14 protein-coding genes are annotated in these 13,340 nt (G+C 71.4%); 6 read left to right on the forward strand and 8 right to left on the reverse strand.

Annotation, left to right across the window (positions count from 1 at the left end):
* Positions 1-235 precede the first annotated feature (235 nt).
* Complete coding sequence (locus HNQ79_RS19260; RefSeq protein ID WP_185032725.1) at positions 236-1,345, reverse strand: magnesium and cobalt transport protein CorA; 1,110 nt, start codon at positions 1,343-1,345, stop codon at positions 236-238.
* 509 nt (positions 1,346-1,854) lie between these two features.
* Between HNQ79_RS19260 and HNQ79_RS19265 the strand changes: the two genes are divergently transcribed.
* The 4 genes from HNQ79_RS19265 to HNQ79_RS19280 all read left to right on the forward strand — a co-directional run bounded on the left by HNQ79_RS19265 (position 1,855) and on the right by HNQ79_RS19280 (position 5,390).
* Positions 1,855-2,439: a suppressor of fused domain protein gene (locus HNQ79_RS19265; protein ID WP_185032727.1), complete on the forward strand. Its 585-nt coding sequence runs from the start codon at positions 1,855-1,857 to the stop codon at positions 2,437-2,439.
* A gap of 316 nt (positions 2,440-2,755) precedes the next feature.
* Positions 2,756-3,394 (forward strand): DUF6758 family protein, encoded by a 639-nt coding sequence (locus HNQ79_RS19270; RefSeq protein WP_185032729.1) that lies wholly within the window; start codon positions 2,756-2,758, stop codon positions 3,392-3,394.
* Between the two features lie 387 nt (positions 3,395-3,781).
* Entirely contained in the window at positions 3,782-4,648 is an 867-nt protein-coding gene (locus tag HNQ79_RS19275) for a PHP domain-containing protein (protein WP_185032731.1), read from the forward strand.
* A gap of 136 nt (positions 4,649-4,784) precedes the next feature.
* A complete protein-coding gene (locus HNQ79_RS19280) occupies positions 4,785-5,390 on the forward strand; it encodes a MarC family protein (protein WP_185032733.1) in 606 nt (201 codons plus the stop codon).
* Between the two features lie 163 nt (positions 5,391-5,553).
* On the opposite strand, the gene HNQ79_RS19285 is transcribed toward HNQ79_RS19280, so the two are convergent.
* The gene (locus tag HNQ79_RS19285; protein WP_185032735.1) at positions 5,554-5,706 is read right to left on the reverse strand and encodes a DUF8834 family protein; all 153 of its coding nucleotides are present in this window, start codon (positions 5,704-5,706) and stop codon (positions 5,554-5,556) included.
* A 255-nt stretch (positions 5,707-5,961) separates the two neighbouring features.
* Here HNQ79_RS19285 and HNQ79_RS19290 point away from each other — a divergent pair, with 255 nt between their 5' ends.
* Complete coding sequence (locus HNQ79_RS19290; protein ID WP_185032737.1) at positions 5,962-6,879, forward strand: NYN domain-containing protein; 918 nt, start codon at positions 5,962-5,964, stop codon at positions 6,877-6,879.
* Between the two features lie 45 nt (positions 6,880-6,924).
* On the opposite strand, the gene HNQ79_RS19295 is transcribed toward HNQ79_RS19290, so the two are convergent.
* Both HNQ79_RS19295 and HNQ79_RS19300 read right to left on the reverse strand, forming a co-directional pair.
* Positions 6,925-7,821, reverse strand: coding sequence for an alpha/beta fold hydrolase (locus tag HNQ79_RS19295; protein ID WP_185032739.1), 897 nt, complete (start codon positions 7,819-7,821; stop codon positions 6,925-6,927).
* Positions 7,822-8,011: 190 nt separating this feature from the next.
* On the reverse strand, positions 8,012-9,991 hold the full coding sequence (locus HNQ79_RS19300) for a DEAD/DEAH box helicase (protein WP_229923702.1): 1,980 nt from the start codon (positions 9,989-9,991) through the stop codon (positions 8,012-8,014).
* 527 nt (positions 9,992-10,518) lie between these two features.
* Between HNQ79_RS19300 and HNQ79_RS19305 the strand changes: the two genes are divergently transcribed.
* Positions 10,519-11,268, forward strand: a complete 750-nt coding sequence (locus HNQ79_RS19305) for a ferritin-like fold-containing protein (RefSeq protein WP_185032741.1) — start codon at positions 10,519-10,521, stop codon at positions 11,266-11,268.
* A 34-nt stretch (positions 11,269-11,302) separates the two neighbouring features.
* Here HNQ79_RS19305 and HNQ79_RS19310 read toward each other — a convergent pair whose 3' ends face one another.
* The 4 genes from HNQ79_RS19310 to HNQ79_RS19325 all read right to left on the reverse strand — a co-directional run bounded on the left by HNQ79_RS19310 (position 11,303) and on the right by HNQ79_RS19325 (position 13,233).
* Positions 11,303-11,581 (reverse strand): hypothetical protein, encoded by a 279-nt coding sequence (locus HNQ79_RS19310; protein WP_185032743.1) that lies wholly within the window; start codon positions 11,579-11,581, stop codon positions 11,303-11,305.
* Positions 11,582-11,781: 200 nt separating this feature from the next.
* The gene (locus HNQ79_RS19315; protein WP_185032745.1) at positions 11,782-12,009 is read right to left on the reverse strand and encodes a DUF3107 domain-containing protein; all 228 of its coding nucleotides are present in this window, start codon (positions 12,007-12,009) and stop codon (positions 11,782-11,784) included.
* A 151-nt stretch (positions 12,010-12,160) separates the two neighbouring features.
* Positions 12,161-12,802, reverse strand: coding sequence for a TetR/AcrR family transcriptional regulator (locus tag HNQ79_RS19320; protein ID WP_185032747.1), 642 nt, complete (start codon positions 12,800-12,802; stop codon positions 12,161-12,163).
* Positions 12,803-13,011: 209 nt separating this feature from the next.
* Entirely contained in the window at positions 13,012-13,233 is a 222-nt protein-coding gene (locus HNQ79_RS19325) for an Rv3202a family protein (RefSeq protein WP_185032749.1), read from the reverse strand.
* Positions 13,234-13,340 lie beyond the last annotated feature (107 nt).

The raw sequence follows: 13,340 nt of genomic DNA on the forward strand, positions 1-13,340 counted from the left end.
CCCGATCCGGCGACAAGGCGCCACATGGTCATCGATGAACACGTACAGTGCCGCCAGAAGGGCGTCCAGGTCTGTCTTCACACACTGACCAACGGACGCCCTTCGCCATGGTCGCGACCAGCACAAACATCGGACTCATTCATCTAGGCCCCCGGCCCCGCGGCGGGCCCGTCCCGTACCCCTGCGGCCGCACGCACTCCCCGCGGCCGTCCGTACTCCCGCAGCCCCCGTACCTCTAGAGCCACCCGTTCCGCTTCAGCAGGCGGTGGATGGTCAGACAGACCACCACGATCCCGCCGATCACCGTGGGGTATCCGTACCGCCAGTGCGTCTCCGGCATGTGGTCGAAGTTCATGCCGTACACGCCGCAGATCATCGTGGGGACGGCGATGATCGCCGCCCACGAGGTGATCTTGCGCATGTCCTCGTTCTGGGCGACCGTCGCCTGCGCCAGGTTGGCCTGGAGGATGGAGTTGAGGAGCTCGTCGAAGCCGACGACCTGCTCGTGGACGCGGGCGAGGTGGTCGGCCACGTCGCGGAAGTACTTCTGGATGTCGGGGTCGATCAGGCGCATCGGCCGCTCGCTGAGCTGCTGCATCGGGCGCAGCAGCGGGGCCACCGCCCGCTTGAATTCGAGGACTTCGCGCTTCAGCTGGTAGATGCGGCCCGCGTCGGCGCCGCGCGAACTGCCCTTCGCCGGAGCGGAGAAGACGTCGATCTCGACCTCGTCGATGTCGTCCTGGACGGCCGAGGCGACCGCGATGTACCCGTCGACGACGTGGTCGGCGATGGAGTGCAGGACGGCCGAAGGCCCCTTGGCGAGCAGCTCCGGGTCGTCCTGGAGGCGGTGGCGCAGGGTGCGCAGCGAGCCCTTGCCGCCGTGCCGGACGGTGATCACGAAGTCCCGGCCGGTGAAGCACATGACCTCGCCGGTCTCCACGACCTCGCTGGTGGCGGTCAGTTCGGTGTGCTCCACGTAGTGGATGGTCTTGAAGACGGTGAACAGGGTGTCGTCGTAGCGCTCCAGCTTCGGCCGCTGGTGCGCGTGCACGGCGTCCTCGACGGCCAGCGGGTGCAGCCCGAACTCGGCGGCGATACCGGCGAATTCAGCCTCCGTGGGCTCGTGCAGGCCGATCCACGCGAAGCCGCCGGACTCCCGCACGCGGACCATCGCCTCGTGCGGAGTGGTGCACTCCTTCATGCGGCGGCCGTCGCGGTACACGGCGCAGTCGACCACGGCGCTGGAGGCCGAGTGGTCGCGAGTGGCGTCGTAGTTGGCATAGACGGTCGGGCTCTTGCGCAGCGACGGGCGGACCACTGCGCGCAGGTCACGGATCATCGACATGGCGGGCTCCTTCACGGAGAAGCCGTCGGCGGAAGGTGGCACAGCCCGGAATGGAGACGTGCGGCGTCACGGCGCGGTGACGGATGTGCACGTCGGCAAAGCGGGCGGCACCGCGAGCACGCGGTGACGGCGTTCGCTCGGACACGGATCAGGCAAAGCAGGTAACGGTGACGTGCTCTTCCGTCGTGCGAGACGCTCTGGGGACCGAGTGTTTCGGTGCACAAAGGGCCGGGTACGAAGCCTCAGACCGCGAGTGGCGCGAGCAGCGCGTGGGGCGGAGGCGTTGCGGAAGAGCGGTTGGTACTACCGGGTCGACTTCGATCCACCGCAGTCCCACCTCCTCCGGCCGGTCCCCCGTGAGGGACGACGTGTCGTCGGGGCCGACGAGCGACGCCTCAGCGCCCTGGGGCTCGCCCCGACCAGCGGCCCAGGTTACCAGCCGCCTCCGGTGTCAAGCCCCGCCGAGCCGCGCCTTTGCCCTTTCCATACGCGGCCTATGCTCGCGGACCATGGGAGATGTACTTGCGCTGGTAGAAGCCCGACTGCGGTCGGCCCTCGGCGAACCGGACGCGCGCGCCGCGGTCACGTTCCTCGGCACGGACCGCATCGAAGTGCTGCGTTTCGTGGACGGCGACGTCGTCCGCTACGCCACCCTCGGCATGTCCGCGGCCCCGATGACCGACCCGACGGCCGCCCTCGCCGACCCTGTGAAGGGACCGCGCGCCGAGCTGGTGCTCTCCGTGCGGGCCGGGCTCGCCGACACCGACAAGGTGCTCCGCCCGCTCGCGGTCCTGGCGGCGTCCCCGCAGGTGGAGGGTCTGATCGTGGCTCCCGGCGCGTCGCTGGACGTGGGCGGGCCGCTGTGGCCGGGGGCGCCGTTCAGCTCCGTACTGGTGGCGGAGAGCGGGGGACTGGTCGAGGACCTGGAACTGGACGAACCCCTTGACCCCGTGCGCTTCCTGCCGCTGCTGCCGATGACCGCCAACGAGGCCGCGTGGAAGCGGGTCAAGGGTGCGCAGGAACTCCAGGAACGCTGGCTGTCGTACGGGACGGACCTGCGCGATCCGTTGCGCGCGGGCGTGCCGCTGGACTGACCCGGGGCCCGCGGGAGGTTCGCGGGCCGGGAATCGGCACGGAAAGCCGACCGGAATTCGCCCCCGTGCGTACGTACCGCAAGGGGCCCGGCCGGTGGTGCGCCCGTCCCGGCCCGTGTGTGCGTACCGCCTGTGTGTGCCTGCCGCCGGTGCGCACCGGCCACGGCGACGCGCGGCCGACCGGTTAATGCGGGCCGCGTCTGGTTTTGGCCGGAGGGAGCGGTGGGGAGAGATCGGAGGAGCGTCGGGAAGCGGCGTGCGCCGGCTGGGTGATCGTCCTTGACGCGGCGTCGACCGGGGAGGACTGTTGGGCGCTATGAGGGGCGAACCCAGTTGCCCGAAGTGCGGAGGCCGGGTCAGGGCGCCCGGTCTGTTCGCCGAGACCTGGCAATGTTCCGTGCACCAGGACGTGTACCCGCTCCAACCCGTGCTGCCGCCGAGCGTCGAGGCGCTCGCCGTCGCCGTGAACCGGGCGCGGGTGCCGGTGTGGATGCCGTGGCCACTGCCCGTGGGCTGGCTGTTCAGCGGGATCGCGTACGCGGGTGACGACCGCACCGGTGGACGGGCGACGGCGGTCGCGTGCTCCGGCCCCGGTCCGCTCGGCGGTTTCGGCGAACTCCTGCTCGTGGCGGAGGAACTGGGCGTCGGGCTGGGAGCCAGGTACGCCGGTATCGACGGCCCCGACCCCGGCCCGCACATCGCGATGGAGAAGCCACCGGTCACCAAGGTTCTCGCGGCCGGCCGGCCCACGCCGCTCTGGCACGTTGCCGACACGCCGGCGGACCGCGCGGTCTTCGCGGGGGAGGCCCGGGGACTGTGGCTCTGGGCGATCGTGTGGCCCGAACAGTCGGGGCTGCTGATGTACGACGAACTGGTCCTGACGGACCTGCGCGACGCGGGCGCAGAAGTGGAACTGCTCCCCTGCGGCGCCCTCTCCCCCCGCCTGCTGACGTAAGCCCTCCGGGCAGGCCTCCGCCAACTTGAGCCCCCTGGGCAGAGGCGCGCGTCTCCCCAACGCCCCCCTTGGGCAGAGGGGCGGCACGGGTGGGCAAGGTGCGGCCCCCTGCGAACGCCGCACTCTGCCGGCCCCGCCCCCGCGCCGGCCCTGCCTCGGCGGACCCCGCCCCCGCCCTCAGTCCTGCCTCCGCGGTCCCGCCCCCCGGCCGTCGCCCCCCGCCCGCCCCGCCGTCCCAAGGGCGTACCCGAGCCCGCCGCCGAGCGGGCCCACCCGCCGCCCCCGTCCCCCCCCGCCCCCCGGCCGCCGCCCGGCACAGAGCCCGTTCGAATCCCCGTTACCCTTGACCTCGTCCCTTCTGCCCGTCCCGCCCCTGGAGTCCGCGTCGTGCGCATCGACCTGCACACCCACTCCACGGCGTCCGACGGCACGGACACCCCCGCCGAGCTGGTCCGCAACGCGCGCGCCGCCGGTCTGGACGTCGTCGCCCTCACCGACCACGACTCGGTGCGCGGCCACGCGGAGGCACTGGAGGCGCTGCCCGAGGGCCTCACCCTCGTGACCGGCGCCGAGCTGTCCTGCCGAATCGACGGCGTCGGCATGCACATGCTGGCGTACCTCTTCGACCCCGACGAGCCCGAGTTCGCCCGCGAGCGGGAGCTGGTCAGGGACGACCGGGTGCCGCGTGCCCAGGGCATGGTCACCAAACTCCAGCAGCTCGGCGTGCCGATCGAGTGGTCCAGGGTCGCCGCCATCGCGGGCGACGCCTCCCTCGGCCGTCCGCACATCGCCGAGGCCCTCGTCGAGCTGGGCGTCGTGGAGACCGTCTCCGACGCCTTCACGTCCGAGTGGCTGGCCAACGACGGCCGGGCGTACGTCGACAAGCACGAACTGGACCCCTTCACCGCCATCCGGCTGGTCAAGGCCGCCGGTGGCGTCACCGTCTTCGCGCACCCCGGCGCCGCCAAGCGCGGCGACACCGTCCCGCTCACCGCGATAGCCGAACTGGCGGCCGCCGGGCTCGACGGCATCGAGGTCGACCACATGGACCACGACGCGTCCGACCGCGCGAGGCTGCGTGCCTTCGCCGCGGAGTACGGCCTGCTCGTCACCGGGTCCAGCGACTACCACGGCAGCCGCAAGACCGTGCGCCTCGGGGAGTACACCACGCACCCCGACGTCTACGGCGAGATCACCCGGCGTGCGACCGGCGCCTTCCCGGTGCCCGGCGCGGGTGGACGCCCGCGCGCCTGAACCACCGGGCCCCCCACCCCCGTACACCCACGGCGCTCTCCGGTTCCGTACGGGAAAACACCCCCCTGTTCCGCAACGAGTCGTGCCCGCGCGCCCTGCCGCGCGCCGGTACGGCCCTCTCCTGCAAGGCCTCACTGTGTTCGACTTTGCCGTTTTCGGATCCCTCTTTCTCACGCTTTTCGTGATTATGGACCCCCCTGGGATCACTCCGATCTTCCTCGGTCTGACCTCCGGCCGTCCCGCCAAGGTGCAGCGCCGGATGGCCTGGCAGGCGGTGGCCGTCGCCTTCGGCGTGATCGCCGTCTTCGGCGTCGTCGGCCAGCAGATCCTCGACTACCTGCACGTCTCCATCCCCGCGCTGATGATCGCGGGCGGGCTGCTCCTGCTGCTCATCGCGCTCGACCTGCTCACCGGCAAGAACGAGGAGCCGACCCAGACCAAGGACGTCAACGTCGCTCTTGTGCCGCTGGGCATGCCACTGCTCGCCGGGCCGGGCGCGATCGTCTCCGTCATCCTCGCCGTCCAGCACAACCACGGCGTGAGCGGTCAGATCTCGGTCTGGGCGGCGATCGTCGCGATGCACGTGGTGCTGTGGCTGGTGATGCGCTTCTCGCTGGTGATCATCCGAGTGATCAAGGAGGGTGGTGTGGTGCTGGTGACCAGGCTGGCGGGCATGATGCTCTCCGCCCTGGCCGTGCAGCAGATCATCAACGGCATCACCCAGGTCGTCCAGGGAACGTGACAGACCCGGGACCGCGTGAGCCCCGGACGCAACGCAAAGCGCCCCCGTGCACATCTGCACGGGGGCGCTTTCGTCGTCACTGACTCGTCATCGCCGAGTCGTCGTCACTGAGTCGCCATCACTACATCGTCGTCGCTGCATCATCGGTGGTGCATCGTCGGTGTTACGAGGCCGAGGAGTCGGCCGGGCGGATGTAGATGCGCTGGCCGATGGAAGCGGCCTGCTGCACGATCCGGTTGACGGAGGCGGCGTCCACGACGGTGCTGTCCACGGCAGTGCCGTCGACGTCGTCCAGGCGCATGATTTCGAAGCGCACGCGCTTCTCCCTTCGTCTGATCCTCCTGCTGGAGAACTGTGGTGAATGTACGGGGCGCGCGTGGCTGAGGAGCCCGCGCGTTCCATAGGGGTACAACGAGCCTCCCCCGAAAAAGATTCCCTACGCTAAGGAAAATTTTCGCGAGGCTAACTACCGGCCGGTCGGGTACGCGCCGAGGGCGTGCCGGGCAGGGGCCGGGCACCTCTCGGGTGCCGGTTGTGCGGGGCGTCCCGCGCCCCGGACAATGGGTCCCGTATGGACGACGCACAGCCTTCGGGCCCCACTGACCTCGCCAGGATCTCCGCCCGCCTGGACCGCACCAACGAGCTGCTCACCCGCATGCTCGCGGAGGTCGCCAAGACCCCTTCGACCCACGCGATCTTCGTCGACGCCGGATACGTGTACGCGGCGGCGGGCCTGCTGGTCACGGGGACCGAGGACCGGCGCTCCTTCGACCTCGACGCGGGCGGCCTGATCGAGGCCTTCATCGACAAGGCCCGCATCATCTTCGCCGACAGCCGGCTGCTGCGCCTCTACTGGTACGACGGTGCCAGGCGCCGTATTCACACCACCGAGCAGCAGTCCATCGCCGAACTCCCCGACGTCAAGGTCCGCCTGGGCAACCTCAACGCCAACAACCAGCAGAAGGGCGTCGACTCCCTGATCCGCACCGACCTGGAGTCGCTCGCCCGGCACCGCGCCATCAGCGACGCGGCCCTCGTCGGCGGCGACGAGGACCTCGTCTCGGCGGTCGAGGCTGCCCAGGGGTACGGGGCGCGCGTCCACCTCTGGGGCATCGAGGCGGGTGAGGGACGCAACCAGGCCGAGCCGCTGCTCTGGGAGGTCGACAGCCAGCGCACCTTCGACCTGGACTTCTGCAAGCCGTACGTGACCCGGCGCCCGGTCACCACGTACGAGCAGGAGAACGGCCCGACGCCCAAGCGCGAGGACGTGCGTTTCCTGGGCGCGCAGATCGCGGCGAAGTGGCTCGGGGAACGCGGACGCCAGGAGCTCGGCGAACTGCTGCCGGGCCGCCCGTATCTGCCCGGACCGGTCGACCAGGAACTCCTGGTCGAGGCCGAGCGCATGCTCCAGCGCTCCCTGCGCGGGCACTCCGACCTGCGCCGGTCGCTGCGGGACGGGTTCTGGCAGCACCTCCAGTCGCAGTACTAGCCCGCGGTCGCGGTACGTGGCGGGCGGCACCGTCCGGAGCGGGCACTAGGCGCCGGGGTGCCGGTCCCAGAACTCGGCCAGTGCCCGTGCGGTGTCATCTGGGCGATCGGTGTTGGGCGAGTGGCCCGCCCCTTTGATCACCGTGCGGTGGGCGCCGAGGCGTACCGCCATGTCGTCGAGCAGCGGGACCGGCCAGGTGTCGTCGACCGTGCCGGAGACGACGTGCAGGGGGAGCCCGGTGTCCCGGAGCGCGGCGACGCGGTCGGGCTCGGTGGTGAGCTGGTGGCCGGTCGCGATCAGCTGGGCGGGGCTGTGCCGCAGCCAGCGCCGTCGAAGCGCCTCCTCGTGCTGCGGGTTCCTGCCCTCGGTGGCGGTCTCCTCCGGCGCGGGCACGGGAGGCTCCATGGCCTGCATCGCGTCCCAGACCTCTTCCATGGGCAGCACGGTGAGGGCCTGCGCAAGCAGCGCGACCTTCTGCTGCTGACCGGAGTCCACCTCGGCCGGGCCGGACGACACGAGGGTCAGCGACCGGAAGGGCGACGGGTCCAGGAGGACGGCCGCGCGGGCGATCTGGCCGCCGAGGGAGTGACCGACGAGGTGCAGGGGGCCGCGGTCGCCCGACCCCGAGAGCGACGCCGCCTGGGCGAGCACGTCGTGAGCCAACTCGCCCTGCGTGTACGGGGATTGGTCGTCCCGGGGGCCCTCGGACTCGTACTGGCCGCGGCCGTCCACGGCGACGACGCGGTAGCCGGCGCGGGCGAGGGGGACCAGCATCGCGATGAAGTCCTCCTTGCTGCCGGTGAAGCCGGGGAGGAGGAGGGCGGTGCCGGTCGCCGGGCGGGCGACGGGCTCGGCTTCGAGGGCGGCGAAGGTGCCGCGCCCGGTGCGCAGGGCGAGGGGACGGGTGCCGGGCGGCGGGACGAAAGTGTGCGGCCTACTCATGCGCCGAGGCTACATCCGCCCCTCCCCACGCGCCCGCGCCAGCTCCCTGGACAGCGGGCGCCGCCCGACGCGGGCCCTTCCGTACTCCATCCCTCCCCCGCCACGCCGATGGCCCCGGCCTCCCCTCAGAGGGAGGCCGGGGCCATCCGGCGATACGCAAGCGATGCGAGCCCGCAGGCCGAGAGCCCGGTCAGCTCTCCGGCTGCGAAGCCCCCCGCCGCACCGTCCGCCGACGACGCGGCTTCGACTCGCCCTCGGCGGAGGCGGCGGGCTCGCTCTTCTTGACGGCGGACTTCTCCGTCTTCGGCTTGGAGGCCGTGCGCGTGGCGGGACGGCGGCGCGGCTGGACCGGCTCGGGCTCCGACATCGGCGCCATCTGGAAGTCGACCTCGGGCTCGGCCGAGACGCGTGCCCGGACGGGGCGCTTCAGTCGCGGCCGGGCCGGGGCCTGGTAGACCTCGGCGGACGCGTCGACGACCGGCGAGGGGGTCCTGCCCCGGGGGGCCCGCGAGCGGGTCGGCCTGGCCGCGGCGGCCGGAGCCGGTGCGGGCGTGGAGGCGGAGGCCTCCGAGGTCGAGGTCGAGGTCGATGCTGCCTCGGGGTCGGCCTTCGCCGGCTTGCGCGTACGGGTGCGCGGCGTCCGGGGAGCGGCTGCCGGCGCCTCGTCCAGCGGGGGAGCGGTCGCCTCGGCTGCCGGAGCCTCCGTGGCGGCGGGCGTCTCGATGACGGCCGTGGCGCTGCCCGTCGTGGCCCGGGTCCGGCGGCGGCGACGCGGCGTGCGCGGCTCCGTACCGTCGGAGGGGGGAGCGGACTCCTCGGCGGCCGGCTCCGGGGCCGACTCGGCTGCGGGGGTCACGGCGGCGGCGTCCCCGAGGTCCGAGCCGTTGCGGGTGCGGCGGCGCTGGCGCGGCGTACGGGTGCGCTCGGGGAGTTCCTCGACCGGTGCCGGAGCGGCGGCGGGCTTGCGTCCGCGGCCGCCCGTCTCGCCCAGGTCCTCGACCTCTTCCGCGCGCAGTCCGGCGCGGGTGCGGTCGGCCCGGGGCAGTATGCCCTTGGTGCCGGTCGGGATGGAGAGGATCTCGTAGAGATGGGGGGACGTGGAGTACGTCTCCTCCGGCTCGTCGAAGGGAAGGTCCAGCGCCTTGTTGATGAGCTTCCAGCGCGGGATGTCGTCCCAGTCCACGAGGGTGACGGCGATGCCCTTGGCGCCTGCGCGCCCGGTGCGGCCGACCCGGTGGAGGTAGGTCTTCTCGTCCTCAGGGGTCTGGTAGTTGATGACGTGCGTGACGCCCTCGACGTCGATGCCGCGGGCGGCGACGTCGGTGCAGACCAGTACGTCGACCTTGCCGTTGCGGAAGGCGCGGAGCGCCTGCTCGCGGGCGCCCTGACCGAGGTCGCCGTGGACCGCGCCGGAGGCGAAGCCGCGCTTCTCCAGCTGGTCGGCGATGTCGGCGGCGGTGCGCTTCGTACGGCAGAAGATCATCGCGAGTCCGCGGCCGTCGGCCTGGAGGATGCGGGAGACCAGCTCCGGCTTGTCCATGTTGTGCGCGCGGAAGACGTGCTGCGTGATGTTCTTGACGGTCGCGCCCTCGTCGTCCGGCGAGGTGGCGCTGATGTGCGTGGGCTGCGACATGTACTTGCGGGCCAGGCCGATGACGGCGCCGGGCATCGTCGCGGAGAAGAGCATGGTCTGACGCTTCGGCGGCAGCATCTTCATGATCTTCTCGACGTCGGGCAGGAAGCCGAGGTCGAGCATCTCGTCGGCCTCGTCGAGGACGAGCGCGCGGATGTGCGACAGGTCGAGCTTCTTCTGTCCCGCGAGGTCGAGCAGGCGCCCCGGGGTGCCGACGATGATGTCGACGCCCTTCTTGAGGGCTTCGACCTGGGGCTCGTACGCGCGGCCGCCGTAGATCGCCAGGACGCGCACGTTGCGGACCTTGCCCGCGGTCAGGAGGTCGTTGGTGACCTGCTGGCACAGCTCGCGGGTGGGGACGACGACGAGCGCCTGCGGGGCGTCGGTCAGCCTCCCGGTCTCGGCCCGGCCGGCCTCGACGTCCGCGGGGACGGTGACGCGCTCAAGGAGCGGGAGGCCGAAACCGAGGGTCTTGCCCGTGCCGGTCTTGGCCTGGCCGATGACGTCGCTGCCCGCGAGGGCGACCGGGAGCGTCATCTCCTGGATGGGGAAGGGGGACGTGATGCCGACTGCCTCAAGGGCTTCGGCCGTCTCGGAAAGAATGCCGAGGTCTCGGAACGTAGTCAGGGTGCTGCCTCTTCTGTGAGACGCGACTCAAGGCGAACAACGGGGGTCGTACCGTGCCTGGGGGTTTCATCCGGCCTTGGGAGGACCGGGTGGCGCGGGACCACTGCCGTTGCTCTAGCGCTCGTGCCGCTGAGGGTTCCCTCGCTCGCGGTGGTGCGTGTGCACCGTGCCGCCCGGAGGGCTGTCGGGTCGGAGCCGATCGGGCCACCGACCGGGCATCCTCATTAGGATGGCTTGCGGAGAGTTCGTACACACCTTCGTGTGTACGGCCGAACCTGAGTGCGGACGGCGTGAATGCTCAGCAAGCGCATTACCACTGTACCCCGGATTCGCGCATGTGTGTTGGGTGAATTCGTAGGAATGGTGGGGCGGTGGTGGGGGGCGTGCACCCTGACCAGCCCCTTACTCCTTCTTCCTGGCGGGCTATTGTGCGTTTTATGGAGACGCCTGACACCGCCAAGGACAACCCCGCCGACACCGCCCCCGCCCCCCTCTCGATCGCCGACCAGGACTGGGGCACGGCCTCCGCCGAGCCCACCTACCGGGCCGCCGTCGTCGACCTGCTCGGGGCCCTCGCGTACGGAGAGCTGGCGGCCTTCGAGCGGCTCGCCGAGGACGCCAAGCTCGCCCCCACCCTGGGCGACAAGGCGGCGCTGGCGAAGATGGCCTCCGCCGAATTCCACCACTTCGAGCGACTGCGCAACCGTCTCGCGGACATCGACGTCGAGCCGACCGCCGCCATGGAGCCCTTCGCGAAGGCACTGGACGACTTCCACCACCTGACCGCTCCCTCCGACTGGCTGGAGGGCCTGGTCAAGGCGTACGTCGGCGACTCGATCGCCAGCGACTTCTACCGTGAGGTCGCCGCCCGCCTGGACACCGACACCCGCTCGCTGGTGCTGGCCGTCCTCGACGACACCGGCCACGGAAACTTCGCCGTGGAGAACGTGCGTGCCGCCATCGAGGCCGACCCGCGCGTCGGCGGACGGCTCGCGCTGTGGGCGCGGCGGCTGATGGGCGAGGCCCTGTCGCAGGCGCAGCGCGTGGTCGCCGAACGCGACTCGCTCTCCACGATGCTGGTGGGCGGGGTGGCCGACGGCTTCGACCTCGCCGAGGTCGGCCGGATGTTCTCCCGTATCACCGAGGCGCACACCAAGCGGATGGCGGCGCTGGGGCTGGCCGCCTAGCCGACCGTACGGGGACGGCGGCGCAGCCCGAGGGCTACGCCGCCGCCGACCTGCGGCGGACGCGGCGCGGCGGACCGCTGGGCCGCAGCAGCAGGGAGAGCGTCACGGCGCCCACCGCGCCCGCACCGAGCAGGGTGGCGAGCGGATGGCCGGGGCCGACCGCCATGTGCGTCAGATAGGCGCCGAAGAGGGCACCGACAAGTCCCGCCGTGAGCACGCGCGAGCGGGACGGCAGGCGGTCGGACAGCCGGGAGTCGGCGGCCCAGGCCAGAGCGAGTCCCAGGACGACGGAACCGAGAGCTTCCCAGATCAACGCGGTTACCTCCTGCACTGTGACGCGGGCAAGTGGGTCACAGCCCGTCCTACCCGGAGGGTGCGGAATGCAACCCTCCCCGGCCTCGCGGGCATACGAACGGACGGCCGGACAACGGCAGCGGCGACGTGCGCGGGCAGACGCGAAAGGCCCGGCGGGAGGATCCCGCCGGGCCTTTCGCGTACTGCTGACTGCGCGTTCTAGAGGGCGCCGAAGCCCACCCGACGCTGCGCCGGCTCGCCGATCTCCACGTAGGCGATCCGGTCCGCCGGTACGAGGACCTTGCGGCCCTTGTCGTCGTTCAGGCTGAGCAGCTGTGCCTTGCCGGCCAGCGCGTCGGCCACGGCGCGCTCGACCTCCTCGGCAGACTGCCCGCTCTCCAGAACGATCTCCCGGGGTGCGTGCTGCACGCCGATCTTGACCTCCACGGCTATGTCCCTCCGACGATCTGGGCGGCGCGGTCGCCGCGCCGTACGTTCAGACACATTAGCCCGGTACGGGGACATGATCGGCGTCGCGGGACAACGCCGGGAGCGAACACGGGCCGACGGCGCCGCCCGGGTGCCGGTTCGCGGCCCTCTAATGCTGGTCCGTGCCGTGCAGGGGGAAGCCCGCGATGCCGCGCCAGGCCAGCGACGTGAGGAGCTGCACGGCCGTCTCGCGCGGAATCGTGGAGCCGCTGGACAGCCAGTAACGGGCCACCACCTGCGAGACCCCGCCCAGACCCACGGCCAGCATCATCGACTCGTCCTTGGACAGTCCGGTGTCCTCGGCGATCACCTCGCTGATGGCCTCCGCGCACTGGAGCGAGACCCGGTCCACGCGTTCGCGCACGGCCGGTTCGTTCGTCAGGTCCGACTCGAACACCAGGCGGAACGCGCCGCCCTCGTCCTGCACGTACGCGAAGTAGGCGTCCATCGTGGCGGCGACCCGCTGCTTGTTCTCGGTGGTCGAGGCCAGAGCGGTGCGCACCGCCTGCAGCAGCGACTCGCAGTGCTGGTCGAGCAGGGCCAGGTAGAGGTCGAGCTTGCCGGGGAAGTGCTGGTAGAGCACGGGCTTGCTCACGCCCGCGCGTTCGGCGATGTCGTCCATCGCGGCCGCGTGGTAACCCTGTGCGACGAACACCTCCTGAGCGGCACCCAGGAGTTGGTTGCGTCGGGCCCGGCGCGGCAGACGGGTGCCTCGTGGGCGTGCCGCCTCTGTTTGCTCGGTGGCTGTCACGCCGCCTCCCATGTCTTTCAAGTTCACGCAACCTCTCACCGCACGGCTGTTCCGTGTGGTGTGCGCCGCGACCGCCATCGTACTTTTGAGTAACCCTGCCGTGCGCGGTGCGAACGCAGAATTTCACGGAGCGGACACCGCGGGAAGGGCGCTCCCGGGCAGTGACGGGTGGGCGCGCGCCGTCCCCCTGAGCGGAACGGGCGGCACTGTCAGCGGTACTCGTCCTCGTCCACGGGCACGGCGAGATTCTGTTCGGCGATGTCCGCCTCGTTCGCGGAATCGGAATCGGCGCTGGTCACAGGGGGGTCTCCGTCGGGCTGTACGTCGGTGTGCTGCTCGGCGGCGTCTGCCTCCGGAGCTTCCGGGGAGTCGGCGAGGACGATCGTCTCGTCCGTCTCGAAGGTGTCCGGGTCGGTCGGGTCCACAGTCATGGTGTTCCGCCTTTCCGGCGTGCGGCGCCTCATGCGGCGCACGCCCTGTTTCGAGCGTAGGAGCAGGAGGGGGCGTGCGCGACGCGGTCTGTGACGGCGAACACATG

The organism is Streptomyces candidus, from assembly GCF_014207445.1.
Lineage (GTDB): Bacteria > Actinomycetota > Actinomycetes > Streptomycetales > Streptomycetaceae > Streptomyces > Streptomyces candidus.

Excerpts from the sequence above, each read along its gene's own strand:
- HNQ79_RS19325 (WP_185032749.1), bottom strand. The coding sequence starts at position 13,233 with ATGACTGTGGACCCGACCGACCCGGACACCTTCGAGACGGACGAGACG.
- HNQ79_RS19290 (WP_185032737.1), top strand. The coding sequence starts at position 5,962 with ATGGACGACGCACAGCCTTCGGGCCCCACTGACCTCGCCAGGATCTCC.
- HNQ79_RS19265 (WP_185032727.1), top strand. The coding sequence starts at position 1,855 with ATGGGAGATGTACTTGCGCTGGTAGAAGCCCGACTGCGGTCGGCCCTC.
- HNQ79_RS19305 (WP_185032741.1), top strand. The coding sequence starts at position 10,519 with ATGGAGACGCCTGACACCGCCAAGGACAACCCCGCCGACACCGCCCCC.
- HNQ79_RS19300 (WP_229923702.1), bottom strand. The coding sequence starts at position 9,991 with ATGACGCTCCCGGTCGCCCTCGCGGGCAGCGACGTCATCGGCCAGGCC.
- HNQ79_RS19260 (WP_185032725.1), bottom strand. The coding sequence starts at position 1,345 with ATGTCGATGATCCGTGACCTGCGCGCAGTGGTCCGCCCGTCGCTGCGC.
- HNQ79_RS19270 (WP_185032729.1), top strand. The coding sequence starts at position 2,756 with ATGAGGGGCGAACCCAGTTGCCCGAAGTGCGGAGGCCGGGTCAGGGCG.
- HNQ79_RS19295 (WP_185032739.1), bottom strand. The coding sequence starts at position 7,821 with ATGAGTAGGCCGCACACTTTCGTCCCGCCGCCCGGCACCCGTCCCCTC.